This is a genomic window from Blochmannia endosymbiont of Camponotus pudorosus (assembly GCF_059934925.1).
Genome location: NZ_CP011793.1, coordinates 141,335 through 164,611, shown reverse-complemented (window position 1 = coordinate 164,611; position 23,277 = coordinate 141,335). Strand labels below are relative to the sequence as shown.

Genomic DNA, 23,277 nt, shown 5'->3' with positions numbered 1-23,277 from the left:
ATATTATTTAACAACAACATTATGATTACTTTTAATAGCATCTACTACCTGTTCCATTTTAAACTTTCTAGAACCTTTTATTAAAATACTAACAGGCCGATTTTGAAATAAAATTTTATTTAAATAAAAAATTAATTCAGTTTTTCTTTGAAAATGTCTTCCTTTCTTGAAAACTTTTAATATACAATAACTAAAATCTCCTATAGTCATTATTTGATCAATATTACTTCTTTTTAGAAATTTACCAATACTAGTATGATAATATTGTGATGTTCTTAAATCTCCCAATTCCAACATATCACTTACTACTAATATACGATAACCAGGCATCATGTTCAAAACATTAATCGCAGCAATCATCGATCCAACATTAGAATTATAAGTATCATCTATTAATAATAATTTACCTTTATTTAAAACAAATGGAAATAATCTCCCAGGTAAGGCATGTATTTTTTGCAATCCATATACAATATCAAATAAATTAGCTCCTACAGAAAAAGCGAGTGCACTAGCAGCTAAGGCATTAGATATATTATGCATACCTAATACTGGTAAAAACACAGGAGAAGATCCGTATGGACTATGTAAAACAAACTGAATTCCATATGTATATAAAATAATATGACTTGCAAAAAAATCAACATCTGTATTTTTGTATAAAGCAAAATTCCATATTTTTTTAAAATTCAATAATGCTGAACGCCATATTAAAATAGCATTATTATCTAAATTTATAACAGCTTGAGCATCATTACTTGATGCACCAAAAAAAATTTCTCCTTTCTCTTTTTTTATTATATCTAATGAATTAAATCCTGATAAATGAGATGAAAAAATATTATTTACTAAAGCTACGTCAGCACAAATAATCTTTCCTAACTTTTTTAATTCTCCACACTTATTAGATCCTAATTCAATAATTGCAAATTTAATTTTATATGTTAATCTTAATAATGTTATAGATACTCCTATAAAATTATTATAATTTTTATGAGTGGCTATTACTTTTCCACAATTTCTTAATATAGATGCAGTCATTTCTTTCACTGAAGTTTTTCCACTTGATCCAGTAATAGCAATAATTTTTGAAGATACTTGATGACGCATCCATTCAGCTATTTTTAACAAAGCATCACAAGTATCATGAACTATTAACTGAGGTATATGCAATAATAAATAATGATCTACTAATAACGCTTTCGCTCCAGCAATAACTGCCTGATTTGCAAAATTATGCCCATCATAACGCTTGCCTATCAATGCTATAAACATACATTGTTTTTCAATTAAATCAGAATGAATACTAATAGTATTAATCACAACGTTCATGCCAATAACTTTAGCATTTACAATAGATGCTATTTCATAAAGTTTTAATGGAATCATAATCACATAGCTATCATAAAATATAATAATTCATCAAAGCATTTATCACTACATCTTGATCAGAATATTCTATGTAATTATGACCTATAATTTGATATCTTTCATGTCCTTTTCCAGCAATTAATATTAAATCTTTTGAATTAGCTTGATAAATAACAGTCTTTATTGCTTGAATACGATCTTGAATAATTCTTATTTTTTTAGAATATTTTATTTTCACAATAATATCATTTATAATTAGTTGAGCATTTTCAGTACGTGGGTTATCATTAGTTATAATTACATAATCAGAATATTGCTCTGCCAATTCTCCCATTTTTGAACGTTTTATTGGGTCCCTATCACCACCACACCCAAAAATACACCATAATTTTCCATTCTTACATAATAATGTATTTAAAAATATTAAAACTTTCTCTAAAGCATCTGGAGTATGAGCATAATCAATTATAATTGTAGGTCTATTATGCAATTGAAATTTCTCTAATCGCCCGCATACAGGTTTTAATCTAGACGATATTTTTAACAATTCTGTTAAGGGATATTTTAAAATCAGTAAAGCTCCCAAAGCTAGTAACAAATTACTAACATTAAACTCCCCTAATAATTGACTATGAATCACCCCTATTCCCCAACTAGAATCAAAAATAATATCAGATCCATAAGAATGATAATTTGCTTTAATTAATTTTATCCATTTGCCTTTCCAAAATTTAGGCAAATTATTTTGAACAGTTACTGCCACTGAATCAGGTAAACGTGATAACCATTTATATCCAACATAATCATCAGCATTAATTACATAATGATTGACATATAAATCATTAAACAATCTCCATTTAGCCATTTCATATTTATGAATATCACCATGATAATCTAAATGATCAGATGTTAAATTTGAGAATATTGCCACGTCAAAATTTAACGCATCTACACGATATTGAGCTAATCCATGCGATGATATTTCCATCGCAACAAATTTAATCCTATTTTTAATAAATTGACTTAACATTTTTTGAACATCAATAGCAGAGGACGTAGTATAATTAGACGCATATATATTACTTAACATACCATTCCCTAAAGTGCCCATTACAGCACTTTTCTCTCCTAATAGTCCTACCCAATTAGCCAATAAATGACTAATAGTAGTTTTTCCATTAGTTCCTGTCACTCCAATTAAATTTAAATATCGTGATGGATGACCATAAAACCTTCCTGCTATACTAGATATATGTTTATGTAACTTATTAAAATGAATAATAGGTATAAGTGTATTAGCATTATAAATAATATTTTGCACGAAAAAATTAGCATTAGATTCTAATAAAACAGCAATTGCTCCTTTTTTAAGAGCATGACGAACATATAATCTTCCATCAGTTTTATATCCCTTTATTGCTATAAATAAATCTCCAAAAGTAACACTTCTACTATCTAATTTTAATTCTGTTAAAGTTAGTGTAGATGAAATTAACTTATTAAAAATCCATGGCATAAGAAGTTCATTCAACTCATGTATAGGAAACATATAACAATTATTCAAATATTTTATCCTACATATTATATCATTTTAAAAAATCTGGACTTATGTTCATTAACCTCAATGTATTACTCATAATTGACTTAAATACTGGAGCAGATACCATTCCACCATAATAAACTCCATTTTTTGGATCATCAATTACTACTACTAATGCAAATCTTGGATTACTAGATGGAGCTATACCTGCTGTACATGCAATATATCTATTAACATATTTTCCTTGAGATCCAACTTTTTTAATAGTACCTGTTTTAACTGCAACTCGATATCCCTCTATTGCAGCTTGATAACAACCACTATTTGAGATAGTCGTAACTTCCATCATATCTATAACAGTACGCATCAATGATCTTGAAAATACTCGATTTTCAGAAGATATTAAAGGAACCACAGATTGATTTATCTTAATAATAGAAAGTGGATGAGATAAACTCAATCCCCCAATAATAGCGTAAATCCTAGCTAACTGTAATGGAGTTATCATTAATCCATACCCATATGAAAGAGCTGCATGCTCTATAATAGAATCATATCGCTCAGGTGAATATATTTTTCCCCTATTTTCTCCTACTAATCCAACATTTGTTAATTGTCCTATACCAAAACCCAAATATGCATCAATCAAAGTAGATACAGGCATAGATAATGCTAATTTAGAAATACCAACATTACTAGATTTTCTTAAAATTTCACTAATAGTTAACTGACTATTATATGAAACATCTTTTACCTGATGACCATTAATCATATAAGGTAACGTATTAATTATACTATCTTTATTTATAATATTATTTTTCAATGCTGTCATCACTACAATAGGTTTGACTGTTGAACCTGGTTCAAAAATATCAGTAATAGCTCTATTTCTCATCATTGATTTTTTTACAGTCGAAAAATTATTAGGATCATATGATGGACTATTTACCATAGCCAAAACCTCACCAGTACTAATATCTATTAATACTGCACTACCAGATTCTGCTTTATGAAAATTAACCGCATTATTTAACTCATTAAATGCTAAATATTGTAAACGTTCATCAATACTTAACACAACATTTTTAGACAGTTTTCCTTGATTCAATAAATTAATATCTTCTACTACTCTTCCCAATCGATCTTGATAAACTAATCGTGTTCTAGGAAATCCAGATAACCAATTATTAAAACTTTTTTCTACTCCTTCAATACCTTGATTATCTATATTAGTTATTCCAACAAGATGAGCTGCTGCAGATCCAACAGGATAATACCGTTTTGACTCTTGCTGTACATATATTCCAGGTAATTTTAATTGATTTACCTGTTGTGCTATAGCGGAATCTACCTGACGTGATAAATACAAAAAACGTTCTGAACTATGATTTTGTATAAAACACAATAATTTTTTTAAAGGAAAATTTAAAAGACTAGATAATGCTGTCCACTTTAAAATATCAGCATTAATTTCTCTGTGTCTATTAACTACTTGAGGATCAATCCAAATAGAAGTAGTTGGAACATTAATTGCTAATAATCGACCTATTCTGTCAGTAATAATTCCCCTAGATTCTGAAATACTTTTTATTCTTAATGAGCGTTTATTACCTTCATGAATTAAATAATTTGAAGATACAATTTGTAAATAAATTAATCTTAAACTTAAAATAAAAAACATTAAAAAAACACTAATATATAATATATATAAACGCTTTTTGCTAAAGAAACCCATAAAATTTATATCTAGTCTTATAATTAATAATTGAAATATTATTAATTACTATTATATTGTTCTATATTAATTTATCCATAACAAAAAAATTTACATACATATGTTGCTCTTTACTCACTTATATCAATCCTATCTAAAATAGGATTTGTATAACGCATTTGTAAATTATTAACAGCAATATATTCAATTCGCATATGATCAGATAATTTTTTTTTCTTAAGCATTAAATCATTCCACTCTAAATTTAATACATTTTTTTCTAAAAATAATTGCTCACGCTTCATAACCATACATCTAGTTTGGTAAGTTATCAAAATAACTGCAATAGAAGACATTACAATCAATAATAATAAGATTAATTGTAATTTTCCATAAATACATAAATCAGTATAAATAATTCTGATAAGATTAAATCGTTTCTGATTACTCATGTGTATACATATAAGTATCTATTTTTTCAGCATAACGTAAAACTGCAGAACGAGCTTGTACATTTGATTTAATCTCCTGTTTAGTCGGTATTATCTTTCCCATATTTTTAAATTGATATTTATTTGAATAAATATCAATTATTTGGGCTTCAGTCAAAGCTAATTTAGGAAATTCTAAAGAAATACGGCTATGCTTACAAATAAAATTTTTTACTAAACGATCCTCTAAAGAATTAAAACTAATAACTACTAATCTACCTTTATTGGATAATAAATTATATACATCTTTTAATATATTTATTATTTCTTTTAATTCATCATTAATATACATACGAATTGCCAAAAAACTACGAGTTGCAGGATGCTTATTCCAACTATATTTTTTTGTACGATTTGATACAACTACATCACTAATAATTTTTGACAATTCACTCGTTCTGGTAATAGGTCGAGTTCTTCTATGAAATAGAATAGATTGTGTAATCTTTCTAAAAAATCTTTCTTCTCCAAAATTTTTTAAAACCCATTCAATATTTTTTTGAGACGATACAGCTATCCATTGAGCTGCAGTCTTTCCCATAGTAACATCCATACGCATATCCAATGGACCATCTTGAGTAAACGAAAAACCACGATTAACATCAAATAACTGAGTTGAACATACTCCTAAATCTAATAAAATGCCATTAATAGAACCTATAAGGTTCATATCATGAATATAATCCGATATTTTAGAAAATGAAGTATGAATAATAGAAAATCTACGATCATGTTTAGCAATCGTTTTTCCAATTTTAACAGATAACTGATCTCTATCCAATGCTATCAATCGACCTAATTTCGATAATTTAGATAAAATTAATCTTGAATGACCTCCTGTTCCAAATGTGCCATCTATATATATTCCAGAAGGATCGATATTTAGAGCTTCTACTGCTTCATATAATAATACACTTTTATGATTCATGAAAATAATCAAACCACCTTGCCTTATATCAAAGGTTTAAATATAACCTTTATTTAATTATTTACAACAATTTACATTTATATTGTATATGTGATACACTATCACTGCTATTTCCTCAATAGAAGCCCACAAATACTTAATATAAAAATTTAATTTAAATTAACAATAATAAACAATTATATCGTGACAATATACAAGCCTCTTTACTATAAAGTAAGAAGATTATTTTATTTATCAAACATATTTGTTATATACTTTGCATATTCATTACAATACACTATAATATACTCATTATTATTAAAATAATAGTATTTTATATGATTTATAGTTGACAAATTATATTTAATTAGATTAAATTAAGTTTAATGTAATAATTTATTATTGTACAGATATCAAATACCTTAACATTAAAAATTAACGCTATTATATTAGTAGGTATTTACCCTGTTTCTCAACACTACATCAAAAATGAATATTTTAATCCTATGAAGAAACAAGTAATTATTTTTGACACAACTTTACGTGATGGGGAACAATCTTTACAAACTAGTTTAAAAGTTAATGAAAAACTTGAAATCGCTTTTGCATTAGAAAAATTAGGAATAGATATAATAGAAGTTGGATTTCCGATATCTTCTCCAGGAGATTTTAAATCAGTACAAACAATAGCACAACAAATAAAAGATAGCACAATATGTGGTTTAGCAAGATGCGTAGAAAAAGATATTGATATAGCAGCTGAAGCTTTAAAAATCGCACAAAATTTTAGAATACATATATTTTTACCAACATCTAATATACATATTACATCTAAACTAAGAAAAAATTTTGATCAAATTATAGAAATGACTATTCATTCAATACAATATGCAAGAAAATATACTGATGATATTGAATTTTCTTTCGAAGATGCAGGACGTACCCCAATAGATAACTTATGCCGTATAGTTGAAATTGCTATACAAGCTGGAGCTAAAACGATTAATATCCCAGATACTGTTGGGTATACTACTCCATATCAATTTGGAACAATTATTACTTCCTTATACAATAAGGTACCTACTATTGATAAATCCATAATCTCTGTGCATTGTCATAATGATTTAGGAATGGCGGTTGGAAATTCTATTGCTGCTATACAAGCTGGAGCCCGACAAGTTGAAGGTACCATTAACGGTATTGGAGAACGAGCAGGAAATGCTGCTTTAGAAGAAGTAATTATGGCTATCAAAATACGTGAAGATCTCCTGCATGCATATACTAATATACACCATGAAGAAATTTACAATACTAGTAAAACAGTCAGTCAATTATGTAATATACCCATCCCATCAAATAAAGCAATAGTTGGATCCAACGCCTTTTCTCATTCTTCAGGTATTCATCAAGATGGAATTTTAAAAAATAGAGAAAATTATGAAATTATGACTCCTGAAAGTATCGGATTAAAAAAAATGCAATTAAACTTAACATCTAGATCTGGAAGAGCAGCAGTAAAATACCATATGAAAAAAATGGGTTATCAAGATAAAGATTACAATATGGATAAATTATATAATGTTTTTTTAAAATTAGCTGATCAAAAAGGAAGAGTATTTGATTATGATTTAGAAGCATTAGCTTTTACAAATAATTCCTATGATCAAATGGAATATTTTAAAATAAAATCGTTTAATATTCGTACTGATTCATCTGGAGTATCTGAATCGTTTATCGAACTATATTGTGGCAATCAAAAACACATGTATTCCTGTTCAAAAATAGGAACCGGACCAATTAGCTCAATCTACGAAGCATTAATAAATATCACAAAACTACCTATAAGTTTAGAAAAATATACGCTTCATTCTAAAGGTTACGATCGTGATGCTTTAGGACAAGTCAATGTTGTAATATCATATAAAAATCGAAATTTTCATGGTATGGGATTGTCTGTAGACATTATTGATGCATCAATTACAGCTATAATTCAAGCTTTAAATAATATTTGGCGTACAAAACAAATTATGAAAAACCGCGTATATGATAGACAATATAATGAACAATAACTAACATTTGAAAAAATTTAAACATATTTATGAAAGATAACTACCGAATCGCAATATTACCAGGTGATGGTATAGGACCAGAGATTATAAAGCAAGCTCTTAAAGTAATAAATACAATAAAAAACAATTTTAAAATTAATATTATTACTACAGAGTACAAAATAGGAGGAAATGCAATTGATTCAGAAGGTACTCCTCTTTCCGACAGTACTATAAAATGTTGTGAACAATCAGACGCAATATTATTTGGAGCAGTTGGAGGGCCTCAATGGGATCATCTAAAAGGAGTAGAAAGACCGGAATACGGAGCATTATTAACCTTAAGAAAACATTTTAATTTATTTGTTAACTTCAGACCTATATATTTACCTAAAAAATTAATAGATTTATCTCCTATAAAATCAAAAATTATTTCTAATGGATTAGATATTGCATGTGTTCGAGAATTAACCGGAGGTATTTATTTTAGTCAACCTCGAGGAAGATTTGGAACAGAATTAAAAGAACGTGCATTTGATACTGCTGTATACCACCGATTTGAAATTGAACGCATTGCTCATTTTGCATTTAAATTGGCTCAAAAAAGACACAAACATGTTACATCTATAGATAAAGCTAATGTATTAAATACCTCTATTTTATGGAGAGAAACAGTATCAAAATTAGCTACACATTATTATCCAAATGTTCAATTACAACATTTATACGTAGATAATGCTGCTATGCAATTAATTCGAAATCCATCTGGATTTGATGTTATTTTATGTCCAAATTTATTTGGAGATATTTTATCAGACGAATGTGCCATGATTAGTGGATCAATAGGAATACTACCTTCCGCTAGTCTTAATGAACATAATTTTGGATTATATGAACCAGCCGGAGGATCTGCGCCAGATATTGCTGGAAAAAACTTAGCTAATCCTATAGCTCAAATTCTTTCTACTGCTTTATTATTTAGATATAGTTTACAGTTGGATCATATCGCTAAAATTATCGAACAAGCAGTATATTCTGCATTAGCATTAGGATATCGTACTCCAGATATATCCAAAAAAAATGGTCAAGAAAATGTAATAGGCACTAACGAAATGGGTGACATTATAACTTCATTAATACATAAAAATACAAAATAAATAAGAGGGTATTATTATGGGGCATTCACTATATCAGAAAATATATAACACACACATAGTACATGAAGATAAAAATGATGTACCTATATTATATATTGATCGTCATTTATTGCATGAAGTCACATCTCCTCAAGCTTTTGAATCTATTAGAATCAAAAACCGTAAAGTTAGAAAACCTAGTAAAAATTTTGCTACTATGGATCATAATGTTCCTACTATTTTAAAAGATTTTAATTGCATTAAAGAAACAGCTCAAATTCAACTAGATCAGTTGACTAAAAATTGTAAAGATTTTGAAATTAAATTATTCGATTTAAATCATCCTAATCAAGGAATTATTCATGTTTTAGCTCCAGAACAAGGTATTGTGTTACCCGGAATGACAATTGCATGTGGAGATTCACATACTTCAACTCATGGAGCTTTCGGAGCTTTATCTTTTGGTATTGGAACATCAGAAATAGAACATGTATTAGCAACACAAACTTTACGTCAACCTAGACATAAATCTATGAAAATTAATTTATTCGGAGTAATACCTCATAAAATTACGGCAAAAGATCTTATTTTATTTATCATTGGACAAGTAGGAAACGGAGGAGCATTTAATCATATAGTAGAATTTTCTGGAGAGATTATTAAAAAATTAAGTATGGAAGAAAGAATGACCTTATGTAATATGTCTGTTGAAATGGGAGCTGTTTCTGCTTTAATAGCTCCAGATTCAATTACTTATAATTATTTAAAAAACAGAAAATTCTCCCCTACTCACAAAAATTGGGAACAAGCTCTCATATATTGGAAGACTTTATATTCGGATGAAGATGCTTATTTTGATAAAATATTTAACTTTGATGTATCCTATATCAAACCTCAAATAACTTGGGGAACCAATCCTAGCCAAGTAATTTCTATTGATCAACCTATACCACAATTAGAATCTTTTAATGATCCTGTAGAGCGACAATCTGCAGAACAAGCGCTATACTACATGAAATTAAAACCTAATACTTATTTAACAAATATTCCAATAAACAAGGTATTTATAGGGTCATGCACTAATTCAAGAATTGAAGATCTACGATCTGCCGCTAACCTTATTAAAGGTTATAAGATTTCTAATCATATTCAAGCAATCGTAGTTCCTGGATCTAAATTAGTCAAAAAACAAGCAGAAAAGGAAGGATTGGATTCTATATTTTTAAAAGCAGGATTCGAATGGCGTTTACCTGGTTGTTCAATGTGTTTAGCTATGAACGATGATCGATTAAACAAAGGAGAACGATGTGCTTCTACAAGTAATAGAAATTTCGAAGGAAGACAAGGAAGAGGAGGATTAACTCATTTAGTAAGCCCAGCAATGGCAGCAGCTGCTGCCATTGCTGGGCATTTTGTTGATATTCGCACATATTTTGTCAATTAACACAAACTGCTGAGAAAAAATATGAACATCACTACACCATTTAATCAACATACAGGAATTATACTACCTCTAGATATTGCTAATATTGACACTGATTGTATTATTCCTAAACAATTCTTACAAAAAACTACCAGAGATAATTTTGGAAAATATTTATTTTTTAATTGGCGTTTTCTAGGAAATACAACTAACACTCTTAATTATAATTTCATACTTAACAATTTAAATTATAAAAATGCTAGCATTTTATTAACCCAAAAAAACTTTGGATGTGGTTCATCTCGAGAACATGCAGTATGGGCTCTTACTGATTATGGATTTCGAGTAATTATAGCTCCAAGTTTTGCAGACATTTTTTACAAAAACAGTTTTAATAATCGACTACTACTTGCAATATTAACAGAACTAGAAGTAAATTCTTTATTTAAAGAAATAAAAACATACACTAATAAAGTAATGAATGTAACTGTCAATTTGCATACCAAAACAATAATGACCGAAAATACAAAATATTCATTTCAAATAAGTGATTTTCATAAAAATTTTATGATTAACAATTTAGATAAAATTAATCTAACATTAGAACATCACTCAACCATTCAAAAATATGAAGATAATCAACCCAATTTCTTAAAATAAAAACTCAAATAATAAATTTTTTATGCTGCATGCTCATAAAAATTATATTACTTTATAAACCCTATTCCGTTCATATTAACATAATTTATTAAAAATATTAATATATCAAATAATATTATAATAAATAACACATTATATTTAAATTTATAAATAAACTTATATAAATCAACATTTTTATATTATGTATAGCTTAACAATAAATTAATGATATTAAAATTATACCGTACAATACAACTTATTAGTTTAAGTTATTTAATACTCTATACACAAACATCACTAACTCACAATTCTCAAAATAATCTATATTATTTAAACACATCACAAATTTTACAAAATAACAATGTTAATACTAAAACACACTTATATACAACAATACATATTCACTCCGATAAAATAGAAATTGATTATCCTAAAAAAATTCAATTTTTTGGCAATATTAATATTAAACAAAATAATAATATTATCAAATCCGATAAATTAACAATTTTTTATTATCACAATAATTATAAATTATACAAACCCATACTATATGCTGAAAATAATGTACGTTTTCAAAATAATTATATTCAATTAAAAGGGTCTTCTGCTCAATTTGATTTAAATAACAAAAAAATAAAATTTTACAACAGTGAATATTATATATTTAAACCAAATATTCGAGGAAAAGCAGCATATATTATCCAAAACGAACACTACCGCTATACCATTTTAAATCAAGGAAAATTTACTACATGTTCTTCTAATGAAGATACTTGGAACATAATAGGTTCAAAAATAGTTTATGATCACCATAAAAATAACATTGATATTTGGGATGCATGCTGTACAATAAAAAAAATTCCGATATTTTATAGTCCTTACTTATCTATTTCTCTAAATAAAAAAAATATCCTAGAATCTTATATTCCTAATATAAAATACAACTCAAAACATGGAATAATATTAGAAATACCATATCCTTTAGTTTTTTCAAAATATTATTCTGGAGTTATTTCTCCATGTTTTATATCTAATTCAAAAATTAAATTAAAAACTAAAATACATTATTCATTGAAACCAGGATTCGGATTCATCATTGCAAATATTATAAAAAATAATGCGACATACCCTTCGCATGCTTCTTATTCCAATGTATTCTATAAATTATACTGGAAACATAATGGATTTATATGTAACAAATGGCATTGTGATATTGACTACACAACAAACAACAATTTTAATTTTTCTTTAAATAAGAAGACCTCCAAAATAAATATTAAATTACCCGACAATAATATTATAAATCAGAAAATTCTTTGTTACTACAATAATAAACACTATAAAATCAACCTATTTTATCTAGGAAACGATAACTTTTATGAAAACAAAACAAACCAAAAAAAATACCCAATTTATAAAGCATCTCCACAATTAGAATTACATGTATACTCTAATCTTTACAAAAAATTACTTTACTTTCAAATATTTAATCAATTTTCAAAATTTATTCCATCCCATCATATTTATCCTACATCAATCAGAATGCACACAGAACCAACAATAAATTTTATAATAAACAATTTCTGGGGAAAATTAAATGTAGAAACAAAACTTAAAATTACACATTATCAACAAAATAATATTAATTATTATAATTTACAACAAGATAAAATAAATTATTTACACAAAAATATCAATCGAATTATTCCTCAATTTAAAATACAAGGAAATGTAATTTTTCAAAAAAAAACAAATATCTCTAAACAATATAAATATTTTTTAGAACCAAAATTTCAATATTTATATGTTCCTTATCATTTTCAAAGAAATATTGGAATATACGATACTAAAATGATTCATACAACTTATAATAATTTATTTTATAATTCCATATATAGTGGACTAGATCGCATAGAACCTTCTAATCAAATTACAAGCAGTATAATCACTCGATGCTTTAAAAATCATAATGAATTATATTATTTATCTATAGGTAATATTTTACACATAAAACAACATAACTTTTGTATACATTACAATAACGCCTATAAATTTTGTTTTCATCAATTTATTCAAAAATTTTTATTAGTTTCCGGAATGGGACATTGGAATATAAATAATTATTGGAATATACATTCTGAAGTGCAATACTATATTCCTATTAATGAATTCTCTTTTGGCAACATTATATTAGAGCATAACAAAAAAAATAAACATATATTTCAAATAAACTATAAATATATTAATTCAAAGTATCTGAAGAAACACTTAACTTATCATAATTCATCAATATATTCTCAAACAATTTCTCAATTAGGAGCTATTATTTATTATCCACTATTAAAAAATTGGACAATAAGCTATTCACAATACTATAGCATAAAATATAATCATGTTATTAATCAAACTATAGGAATACAACGACTTAATCCTTGCTGGATTTTTACCATATTTTTCGAACAAAAAATTATTAACTGGAATGATTTATTAAATACTGGACTATATGATAAAAAAATACAATTTTACTTCAAAATAAATAATTCAAAATCTAAATTTTATCTAAATCCCTATAAACTTTTACAATCTAGTATGATACCCTATATTAATAATATGTAATGCAATACATATTATTACAACATTAATTCATAATCATTTGTATATACAATGAAATACATGCAATTATTATTTTTAATTTTATTTTTATTGCAAACCAATACAACGTATTGTATTGAACAAACCACAGATAGAATTGTAGCTTTAGTCAATCATAATATCATTTTACACAGTGATGTTTTAAATAAAATTAATATTATTAAATTAAATCCATCCAATTTTACACATTATCTTATTCAAGATAAAAACTTGTATCATACAATATTAAACCAATTAATTATAGATAATCTAATTACTCAAATAGCAAATAAAAAAAATATTAATGTAGACTACAGTCAAATTGACAGTATAATTGATTATATAGCTTCTTCTAGAAATATGACAACAAACCAATTTCTTTTCAAACTAAACAAATACGGATTAAATTATAAACAATATTCCTCAGAAATACGTCAAGAAATACTCAATAAACTTATATGTAATCAAATTACATATCAACGTATTGATATTTCTTCATACGAAATAAATGAAATAATTCAACAATCAAACTTCATTGATATAAATAAACAATTCAAACTAATACACACTATTATTGAATTACCTATACATCCATCATTAGATCAAATTAATATTTCAAATAATTTATCAGAATTATTAATACACACAATAAAATCTAAAAAAAATACTCAAAATTTAATACACACATATTACAATAACAGTATTTTTCCAAGAATTACAGTAAATAAATCATCATGGATTTCGTGGAAAGATATCCCAATGATTTTTGATCAATATTTACAAATAGTTAAACCAGGTGATATTATTGGACCAATTCACTCGAACGATGGCATTCATATCTTGGAAATTCAAGATATACGTTTTAAAAAAACTATCTTTCCAATAACTAGAGTAAAAATAAATAGTATTTTATCTAAAAATACATCTAACATACAAGATGTAAAAAAACAATTATTCAATATTAAAGAAGAACTTAACAACCATTATATCACATTTGATCTAGTAATTAAAGAAAAATCAAAAAATTTCTATTCTGAAAATTACGGTATTTCAGAAAAATGGATAGATTTGAACAACTTTAATTTATCAGTACAAAAATCCTTACTTTCTCTAAAAAAAAATCAAATCAGTGATCCTATGTATATTTTTGATACATGGGGTATAATAAAATTAATAGATATTGAAAAATTAAACTATTCTGAAATAATACGAGAACGTGCTTACTTGTATTTATTATGCCAAAAATTTAATGAAAACTTAAATAATTGGATTTATGAATTAAAATCTGAATCATACATCAAAATTCTTAATAAAAATGACTAATTACAACAATAAACACCATAGAATTGTCATCACTCCAGGAGAACCATCTGGTATTGGTCCAGATATAGTTGTTATGGCTATCCAAAAAAAATGGCCTGTAGAATTAATTATATGTGCTGATGCCAATTTATTACTAGATAGAGCAAAAAGAATCAATCTACCATTAAAATTATGGCCATACCATGTCAAAAAAAAAATACTCCCTTTCAAACCTGGAGAATCATCTATACTAAATGTATCATTATTCAATTCTGTTATCCCAGGAAGATTAAATATAGCTAATAACAATTATGTAATTAATACTTTAAATAGAGCTGTCAAAGGATGTATAAATGGAGAATTCTCAGCTATAGTTACCGGTCCAATAAATAAAGCTATTTTAAACAAAGGAGGAATACCATTTTATGGACACACTGAATTTTTTGCTAAAATTAGTGGTATAAATACACCACCTGTAATGATGTTAAGCAATGATAAATTAAAAGTAGCATTATTAACTACACATATTCCTATATCTTCTGTATCAAAATCTATTACTCAACAATCTATCCATAATACTATGACCGTTCTTGTAACGGGATTACAAAAATATTTTAATATTTCACGTCCTAAAATTTATGTATGTGGTTTAAATCCACATTCTGGAGAATCAGGATTCATTGGTTCAGAGGAAATTGAAATTATTATACCTGCCTTAAATAATTTAAAAAAATCAAATATTATTTGTGATATTACTGGACCTTTATCTGCAGATACTATTTTTCAAACACAATACTTACGTCATGCAGACGTAATCTTAGCTATGTACCATGATCAAGGATTACCTGTACTAAAATTTTCTAGGCCCGGAAAATCTGTTAATATTACATTTGGATTGCCTTTTATTAGAACCTCTGTTGATCATGGTAGTGCTTTAAAATTAGCTGGGTTGGGCATTGCAAATGCCAATAGTATAGATATAGCTATCAATACTGCTATTAATATGATAAAAAACTCTAGTAATTATGCAAAAAATACAGTACAAACAACATATAATTAAAAAAAAATGGGGACAAAATTTTTTAAAAGATCAACATATAATTGATTCCATTATTGATATATTTAAACCTCATCCAAATCAAATTATAGTAGAAATTGGACCAGGATTAGGAGCTTTAACTAAACCAATACTAAAAATTGTTGATTTTTTAACAGTAATAGAATGCGATTCTCTTTTAACTAAAAAACTTTTAAAAAATTTTAAAACTAAAAAATTAAAAATTTTAAATACAAATGTCATGAAAATAAATTTTTTTCATCTTATTCCTCCAAACTCTAATCAAAAAATTCGATTAATAGGAAATTTACCATATAACATCGCTACAAAACTAATCATATATTTATTTAAATATACTGATGTCATTTTTGATATGCATTTTATGTTACAAAAAGAGGTAGGTAAACGAATTATAGCGCAACCTAATAATAAAGCATACGGAAGATTAAGTATTATGACTCAATATCACTACAAAGTATCACCTTTATTGGAAGTATCAAAATCATCATTTATACCTATTCCAAAAGTAGAATCTATGATGATAAAATTTATTCCTTATCATACATATACTCCTTATCCAATTACTGACATAACATCACTATCTTTAATCACTCGAATTGCTTTTCACCAAAGACGAAAAATAATTAAAAATAGTCTATCTTCCCTATTTAGTACAAAAGAAATAAAACAATACGGTCTTGATATCAAGTCAAGACCAGAAAATTTAACTATTCAACAATTTTGTCTACTTGCAGATATCTTACATAACAAACGCTAATAAGGTTGATTAAAAAAACAAAATTGTTATAATTGATACAAATATTAATTGTTTGTTTTATACAGTAACAAACAACATTATATATAATTAGTATTATAGGTAACAATGACTACTTATTTTATTGGGGATGTACATGGTTGTTATACGAACTTAAGAAATATATTAGATCATGTAAACTTTGACCCAAACATTGATTTTCTTTATCTTACTGGGGATTTAGTCTCCAGAGGTCCAAATTCGTTAGAAGTACTGCGTTTTATTAAAAGTTTAAAAAAAAACGCTTGTACAGTACTAGGAAATCATGATTTACATCTATTAAAAACATATTTTTCTGCAACAAATAAAAAAAAAAATAACCACTTTGAAGATATTCTTAATGCTGCAGATATAGATGAATTAATAAATTGGTTACGTTATCAACCCATACTTTATATCGATGACAATAAAAAAATATTAATGAGTCACGCTGGCATTCATCCTAAATGGAGTATTAATCAAACAAAATTATATGCTCAAGAAATAGAAAATATCTTAATTAGCAATCAACCTATATTATTATTTTTAAACGATACACAAAAAAAAGATACAATAGAAACTTACAATATTCACATAAACCAATTAGAAAAAATACAAAACAATCTTACTGTATTCACTAGAATGAGATATATTTATTTAGACGGAACATTAAATTTGAAGTATAAAGATCTTCCTCGATTTGCCCCACCGAATATATTTCCTTGGTTTAATTTATCAAAATTAACAACTATTACTGGATATAGTATAATTTTTGGACATTGGGCATCATTAAAAAATATTAAAATTACTGATAAAATTTATGGATTAGATTCTGGCTGTTGTTGGGGAGGAGAATTAACTTTATTAAGATGGGAAGATAAAAAAATTATACAAGAGTCCTGTATACCTACTTCATAATTCTAATATAACATTAACATTAATACGTTAATAACGATCAAGAATTTTAAAATTCAAATTGTAAACCCGATTACTTTTAGATTTAAATGTTTTATAAATATTATATATTATCTTCCAATCTCTTCTTTTATAATTAGGAAACCATGTATCACCATAATTATAAATAGTATTAATATATGTCAAATACATCCTAGTACATTGAGGAAAAAATAAATTATATAATGACTCTCCACCTATAATCATAATTTCCTTATTTTTATTCATTAAAGACATTGACAATGCCTTATAAGGACTATTTACAAAAATAACACTATTTTTATCTCTATCTAATAACTGACTACTTAACACTACATTCAACCTTTTAGGTAATGGTTTTTTTCCTATAGATTCAAACGTTTTTCTCCCCATAATAATTGCTTTATTAATAGTATGATATTTGAACCAATCCATATCTATAGAGAAATACCAAGGAATAATATTTTTTCTGCCAATAACATGATTAATTGTCATTATAGATATTAAACTTATCATCATACTCATTATTATTATATGATATAACTAGCTTCGATCAGAAATTACTTATACTTATATAAAAAATTTTTACTTTTTATTATAAAATTTGATTTCAATATCAAAAACATTATATAAAATCATAATATAACCAAGTTAAATATAATTTTTAATTAATTAAACTGATATGTGTATCTCTTGAATAGACTTAATATATTTTGTTGGATCTTCATCAATAGACATAACAATAGCTGCTCCTCCTTTTACTGTGGTACTATAATGAATAGTACTTTGTAAAGCCATACTTCTTAATAAAATAGAAGAATCATTATTAATCTCATCACAACATATTGTAGGGTTATTGTTTGTTGTGTCAATTACATAATTATATTTTCCGTCCTTCATTTTACTAAATAAACATGAAAAATTCATTACATTTATTTTTTTTATCATTTTAGAAAAAATACCTACATTTTTTAACATATCTGCAGTTTTTTCAGTTACTTCTAACATAAAACCTTTTTTAAGAAATTTAACAACCAAATCTCTTATTTCAAATTTTAAATCCTTCTCAGAAAAAGATAATAATACACAACCTTGATGACAATTATTTTGTTTCATTTTAAATTGACTGCTGCTTAGCACAGCTTTAGCAAAAGCTTCTTCAAAAGTACGTCCAATTCCCATCACCTCTCCAGTAGATCTCATTTCAGGACCTAATTTCGGATCAACATTTAAAAATTTATTAAAAGGCAACACCACTTCCTTTACTGAAAAATAAGGAGGAATAATTTCTTTTACAATTTTTTGATCTGACAGAGATTGACCAATCATTACACGAGTACCAATTTTTGCTAATGCTATATTAATAGCTTTGGAAACAAATGGAATAGTACGAGAAGCCCTTGGATTAATTTCTATAATATAAATTTCGCTTTTTTTAATAGCTAATTGTACATTCATTAGCCCCTGAATATTAAAATATAAAGCTATTCTTTTTACTTGCTGACGTATTATATTTTGGATATCTTTATTCAAAGTATATGCTGGTAAAGAACATGCTGAATCTCCTGAATGAATTCCTGCATACTCAATATGTTCCATAATACCACCAATAAATACTTGAATTCCATCACACACAACATCTACATCTACTTCTATAGCATTTTCAAGAAAATGATCTAATAATACCGGAGCATTATTAGATACTTGGATAGCATTTTTTAAATAAAACAATAATTCTTCTTCATTATATACTATCTGCATAGCTCTTCCTCCTAATACATAAGAAGGTCTCACTACAATAGGATATCCAATATCTTCTGCTTTTTTTAAAACTAAATCTATAGAAGTAACCGTAACATTTTTTGGCTGTTTTAACCCTAAATATTTTATTGCGCTTTTAAAACGTTCTCTATTTTCTGCTTGATCTATTATATTTGAACTAGTTCCAAGAATAGCAACCCCTCCATACTCTTCTATAAATTTAGCTAATTTTAATGGAGTCTGACCACCATACTGCACAATTATTCCTTTTAATCTATTAATACGTACAATTTCCAACACATCCTCTAACGTAATTGGTTCAAAATATAAAATATCAGATATATCATAATCAGTAGAAACAGTTTCTGGATTACAATTCACTATAATTACATTATATCCTTCTTCATGTAATGTCATTGCTGAATGCACACAACAATAATCAAATTCAATACCTTGACCAATACGATTTGGTCCACCTCCTAAAATCATAATAGTTTCCATATTATTATTAATAACACTATGTTCACATTCGTCATCATAAGTAGAATACATATATGCAGTATCTGTAGAAAATTCTGCAGCACAAGCATCTATATGTTTATATACAGGATGTACATCATACAAATTTCTTAATTCTCTAATTTTATTCTCTGATGTATTCGTTAATTGTCCTAATCTAACATCAGAAAATCCTTGTTGCTTAAGAAAAAATAAATTTTTTCTATCAAGACACGATATTCCTTTAGATGCAACATCATTTTCTAATTGCACAATTTCTTTAATATGACTCAAAAACCATCGATCAATATGAGTTAATTTAAAAATTTGATCTAAAGACATACCATAACGAAATGCATCAGCAATATACCATAGTCGACTATCACTAGCATATTTAAGTTCATGAGTAATAATTTCAGACACATTAGGATCATTTATATCGATTTTAGAATTTAATCCAAATATTCCAATTTCTAAGGCACGTATTGCTTTTTGTAATGATTCCTGTTGATTCCGTCCAATTGCCATTACTTCTCCTACTGATTTCATTTGTGTTGTTAATAACCTATTATTTTGACCTGGAAATTTTTCAAAATCAAAACGAGGAATCTTTGTTACTATATAATCAATAGCAGGTTCAAAAGATGCTGGAATTCGACCATTTGTAGTATCGTTTAACAATTCATCTAAAGTATATCCTACTGCTAATTTAGCAGCAATTTTTGCAATAGGAAAACCAGTAGCTTTAGAAGCTAAAGCAGAAGATCTCGATACTCTTGGATTCATCTCAATAACAACAATACGTCCATTATTTGGATTTACCGCAAATTGTACATTAGCTCCTCCAGATTTTATTCCAATTTCTCGTAATACCATAAAAGAAGCATCTCTCATAACTTGGTATTCTTTATCAGTTAAAGTTTGAGCAGGAGCCACAGTAATAGAATCACCAGTATGAATACCCATAGGATCTACATTTTCTATAGAACATACAACAATATAATTATCTTTAAGATCACACATAACCTCCATTTCAAATTCTTTCCATCCAATCAAAGATTCATCAATAAGTAATTCATGGTTAGGTGATAAAAACAAACCACGTTGACAAATATTTTTAAATTCTTCTATAGTATAAGCAATACCACCTCCACTGCCTCCTAAGGTAAAAGATGGACGAATAATACACGGTAATCCAATATTTGTAAGAATTAACATTGCTTCCTTAATATCATGAGCAATATCAGACTTAGGAGTGTTTAAACCAACTTTTTTTATAGACTCTTGAAATTTTTGTCTATTTTCTGCTTTATGAATAGAATCTACCGTTACTCCAACAGTAGTAACATTGAATTTTTTTAAAATCCCTTGTTGATCTAAATCCAAAGTACAATTTAAAGCTGTTTGACCTCCCATAGTTGATAATAATGCATCTGGTCGTTCTTTTTGTATGATTTTATGTACAACTTCCCATTGAACTGATTCTATATAGGTTACATCAGCCATATCAGGATCTGTCATGATTGTAGCAGGATTGGAATTTACTAATATTAAACGATATCCCTCTTCGCGTAAAGCTTTGCATGCTTGAGTCCCAGAATAATCAAATTCACAAGCTTGCCCTATAATAATCGGGCCTGCTCCTAAAACTAAAATACTTTTTATATCAGTACGTTTCGGCATAAATAGCACTCTCAAACATTACTGTTAAGATAATTTTTAATTAATTTAATAAAATAATTAAAAATAAATATTGAGTCACGTGGACCAGGACTAGCTTCTGGATGTCCTTGAAATCCAAAAACAGGTTTATTTACACATTTAATACCTTGCAACGTTCCATCGAATAACGAAATATGAGTTACCTTTAATATACTTGGTAAAGTTTCCATATCTATCACAAAATTATGATTTTGGGTAGTAATCATTACCTTGTTGGTTTCTAAATCTTTAACTGGATGATTAGACCCATGATGTCCAAATTTCATTTTTACTATTTTAGCCCCTAGAGCTAATGCTAATAACTGATGTCCTAAGCAAATTCCAAAAATCGGGATCTTTGTTTTAACTAAAAAAGTTTTAATAACATTAATAATTTCTGAATATTTATTAGGATCTCCTGGTCCATTTGATAAAAAAATACCATCTGGATGCATATCAATAACTTCTTGAGCTTGAGTGTGCGCTGGAACTACAGTTAACAAACAACCCAAATCCACTAATATACGCATAATATTATACTTAATACCAAAATCATATACTACAACATGATAAATCAATTTTTTAGAAGCAATCAAAGAAGAACTATAATTATATTGAATATTTACACAACCAGTTCCTTGATTCCAAATATACTTCTGAGATGTACTTACCTCATACACTGATCTAAATTGACAATCAACCGAATATTCATAAATCTTTTGAATAGCTAATTGAACTTCTAATAAATTAGAAGAAGTTATAATACAAGCACGTTGTATTCCCTTTTCCCTAATTAACCTAGTTAATTTACGTGTATCTACATTAGAAATACCAACAATATTATGCTGTATTAAATAATCAGATAAAGATATTATAGAATGCAAATTACTAGCAATAATTGATAAATTACGTATAACTAATCCTGATACTTGAATCCTATCTGATTCATTATCAAACTTATTAATACCTACATTACCAATGTTAGGATAAGTCAATACAACTATTTGTCGAGCATAAGAAGGATCAGTTATAATTTCTTGATATCCTGTTATTGAAGTGTTAAAAACAATTTCTCCTGTTGATTCCCCATATGCCCCAATCGACTGTCCATAAAACTTATTACCATCTTCTAACACTAATAATGCGGTTCTCAACCAAACACCTCTATATTTTTATAAATTACGGCTATTATTTTACAAAAATTTCGGTTCTTTAAAAACCTTATAATTTATATTAATAAAATAATGTAAGTACATTATTTTATAATGTAATAATTATAGTTTAATAATATTGAAAACACAACAAATATTATCAAATACAATACTATCAATT

At 26.8% G+C, this 23,277-nt stretch carries 17 protein-coding genes; 9 read left to right on the top strand and 8 right to left on the bottom strand.

Annotated features, from left to right (window positions below; all coding sequences use genetic code 11):
* Positions 1 to 3 precede the first annotated feature (3 nt).
* The 5 genes from murF to rsmH all read right to left on the bottom strand — a co-directional run bounded on the left by murF (position 4) and on the right by rsmH (position 6,044).
* On the bottom strand, positions 4 to 1,389 hold the full coding sequence (murF, locus tag Bpudo544_RS00705; protein ID WP_500825444.1) for a UDP-N-acetylmuramoyl-tripeptide--D-alanyl-D-alanine ligase: 1,386 nt from the start codon (positions 1,387 to 1,389) through the stop codon (positions 4 to 6).
* A gap of 13 nt (positions 1,390 to 1,402) precedes the next feature.
* The gene (gene murE, locus Bpudo544_RS00700) at positions 1,403 to 2,920 is read right to left on the bottom strand and encodes a UDP-N-acetylmuramoyl-L-alanyl-D-glutamate--2,6-diaminopimelate ligase (RefSeq protein WP_500825443.1); all 1,518 of its coding nucleotides are present in this window, start codon (positions 2,918 to 2,920) and stop codon (positions 1,403 to 1,405) included.
* 37 nt (positions 2,921 to 2,957) lie between these two features.
* Positions 2,958 to 4,646, bottom strand: coding sequence for a peptidoglycan glycosyltransferase FtsI (ftsI, locus tag Bpudo544_RS00695; RefSeq protein WP_500825442.1), 1,689 nt, complete (start codon positions 4,644 to 4,646; stop codon positions 2,958 to 2,960).
* Between the two features lie 110 nt (positions 4,647 to 4,756).
* Positions 4,757 to 5,077 carry a cell division protein FtsL gene (gene ftsL / locus Bpudo544_RS00690; protein ID WP_500825441.1) on the bottom strand — a complete coding sequence of 107 codons (321 nt, stop codon included), beginning with the start codon at positions 5,075 to 5,077 and terminating at the stop codon, positions 4,757 to 4,759.
* Positions 5,070 to 6,044, bottom strand: a complete 975-nt coding sequence (gene rsmH, locus Bpudo544_RS00685; protein WP_500825440.1) for a 16S rRNA (cytosine(1402)-N(4))-methyltransferase RsmH — start codon at positions 6,042 to 6,044, stop codon at positions 5,070 to 5,072. The genes ftsL and rsmH overlap by 8 nt, the downstream gene beginning before the upstream one ends.
* A gap of 485 nt (positions 6,045 to 6,529) precedes the next feature.
* Here rsmH and leuA point away from each other — a divergent pair, with 485 nt between their 5' ends.
* From leuA to Bpudo544_RS00640, 9 genes are all read left to right on the top strand, one after another.
* Complete coding sequence (gene leuA, locus Bpudo544_RS00680) at positions 6,530 to 8,092, top strand: 2-isopropylmalate synthase (RefSeq protein ID WP_500825439.1); 1,563 nt, start codon at positions 6,530 to 6,532, stop codon at positions 8,090 to 8,092.
* A gap of 29 nt (positions 8,093 to 8,121) precedes the next feature.
* On the top strand, positions 8,122 to 9,228 hold the full coding sequence (gene leuB, locus Bpudo544_RS00675) for a 3-isopropylmalate dehydrogenase (RefSeq protein ID WP_500825438.1): 1,107 nt from the start codon (positions 8,122 to 8,124) through the stop codon (positions 9,226 to 9,228).
* Positions 9,229 to 9,244: 16 nt separating this feature from the next.
* Positions 9,245 to 10,651 (top strand): 3-isopropylmalate dehydratase large subunit, encoded by a 1,407-nt coding sequence (gene leuC, locus Bpudo544_RS00670; RefSeq protein ID WP_500825437.1) that lies wholly within the window; start codon positions 9,245 to 9,247, stop codon positions 10,649 to 10,651.
* A 21-nt stretch (positions 10,652 to 10,672) separates the two neighbouring features.
* A complete protein-coding gene (leuD, locus tag Bpudo544_RS00665) occupies positions 10,673 to 11,290 on the top strand; it encodes a 3-isopropylmalate dehydratase small subunit (protein ID WP_500825436.1) in 618 nt (205 codons plus the stop codon).
* Positions 11,291 to 11,494: 204 nt separating this feature from the next.
* Positions 11,495 to 13,885 (top strand): LPS assembly protein LptD, encoded by a 2,391-nt coding sequence (gene lptD, locus Bpudo544_RS00660; RefSeq protein ID WP_500825435.1) that lies wholly within the window; start codon positions 11,495 to 11,497, stop codon positions 13,883 to 13,885.
* Positions 13,886 to 13,933: 48 nt separating this feature from the next.
* The gene (locus Bpudo544_RS00655; protein WP_500825434.1) at positions 13,934 to 15,223 is read left to right on the top strand and encodes a peptidylprolyl isomerase; all 1,290 of its coding nucleotides are present in this window, start codon (positions 13,934 to 13,936) and stop codon (positions 15,221 to 15,223) included.
* On the top strand, positions 15,216 to 16,262 hold the full coding sequence (gene pdxA, locus Bpudo544_RS00650) for a 4-hydroxythreonine-4-phosphate dehydrogenase PdxA (RefSeq protein ID WP_500825433.1): 1,047 nt from the start codon (positions 15,216 to 15,218) through the stop codon (positions 16,260 to 16,262). Before Bpudo544_RS00655 ends, pdxA begins: the two co-directional genes overlap by 8 nt.
* A complete protein-coding gene (gene rsmA, locus Bpudo544_RS00645) occupies positions 16,228 to 17,037 on the top strand; it encodes a 16S rRNA (adenine(1518)-N(6)/adenine(1519)-N(6))-dimethyltransferase RsmA (RefSeq protein ID WP_500825432.1) in 810 nt (269 codons plus the stop codon). The genes pdxA and rsmA overlap by 35 nt, the downstream gene beginning before the upstream one ends.
* A gap of 105 nt (positions 17,038 to 17,142) precedes the next feature.
* A complete protein-coding gene (locus Bpudo544_RS00640) occupies positions 17,143 to 17,970 on the top strand; it encodes a symmetrical bis(5'-nucleosyl)-tetraphosphatase (RefSeq protein ID WP_500825431.1) in 828 nt (275 codons plus the stop codon).
* Between the two features lie 27 nt (positions 17,971 to 17,997).
* On the opposite strand, the gene Bpudo544_RS00635 is transcribed toward Bpudo544_RS00640, so the two are convergent.
* The 3 genes from Bpudo544_RS00635 to carA all read right to left on the bottom strand — a co-directional run bounded on the left by Bpudo544_RS00635 (position 17,998) and on the right by carA (position 23,099).
* Positions 17,998 to 18,501: a dihydrofolate reductase gene (locus Bpudo544_RS00635; protein WP_500825430.1), complete on the bottom strand. Its 504-nt coding sequence runs from the start codon at positions 18,499 to 18,501 to the stop codon at positions 17,998 to 18,000.
* Between the two features lie 156 nt (positions 18,502 to 18,657).
* A complete protein-coding gene (carB, locus tag Bpudo544_RS00630) occupies positions 18,658 to 21,927 on the bottom strand; it encodes a carbamoyl-phosphate synthase large subunit (RefSeq protein ID WP_500825429.1) in 3,270 nt (1,089 codons plus the stop codon).
* An 11-nt stretch (positions 21,928 to 21,938) separates the two neighbouring features.
* Positions 21,939 to 23,099, bottom strand: a complete 1,161-nt coding sequence (gene carA / locus Bpudo544_RS00625) for a glutamine-hydrolyzing carbamoyl-phosphate synthase small subunit (RefSeq protein ID WP_500825428.1) — start codon at positions 23,097 to 23,099, stop codon at positions 21,939 to 21,941.
* Positions 23,100 to 23,277 lie beyond the last annotated feature (178 nt).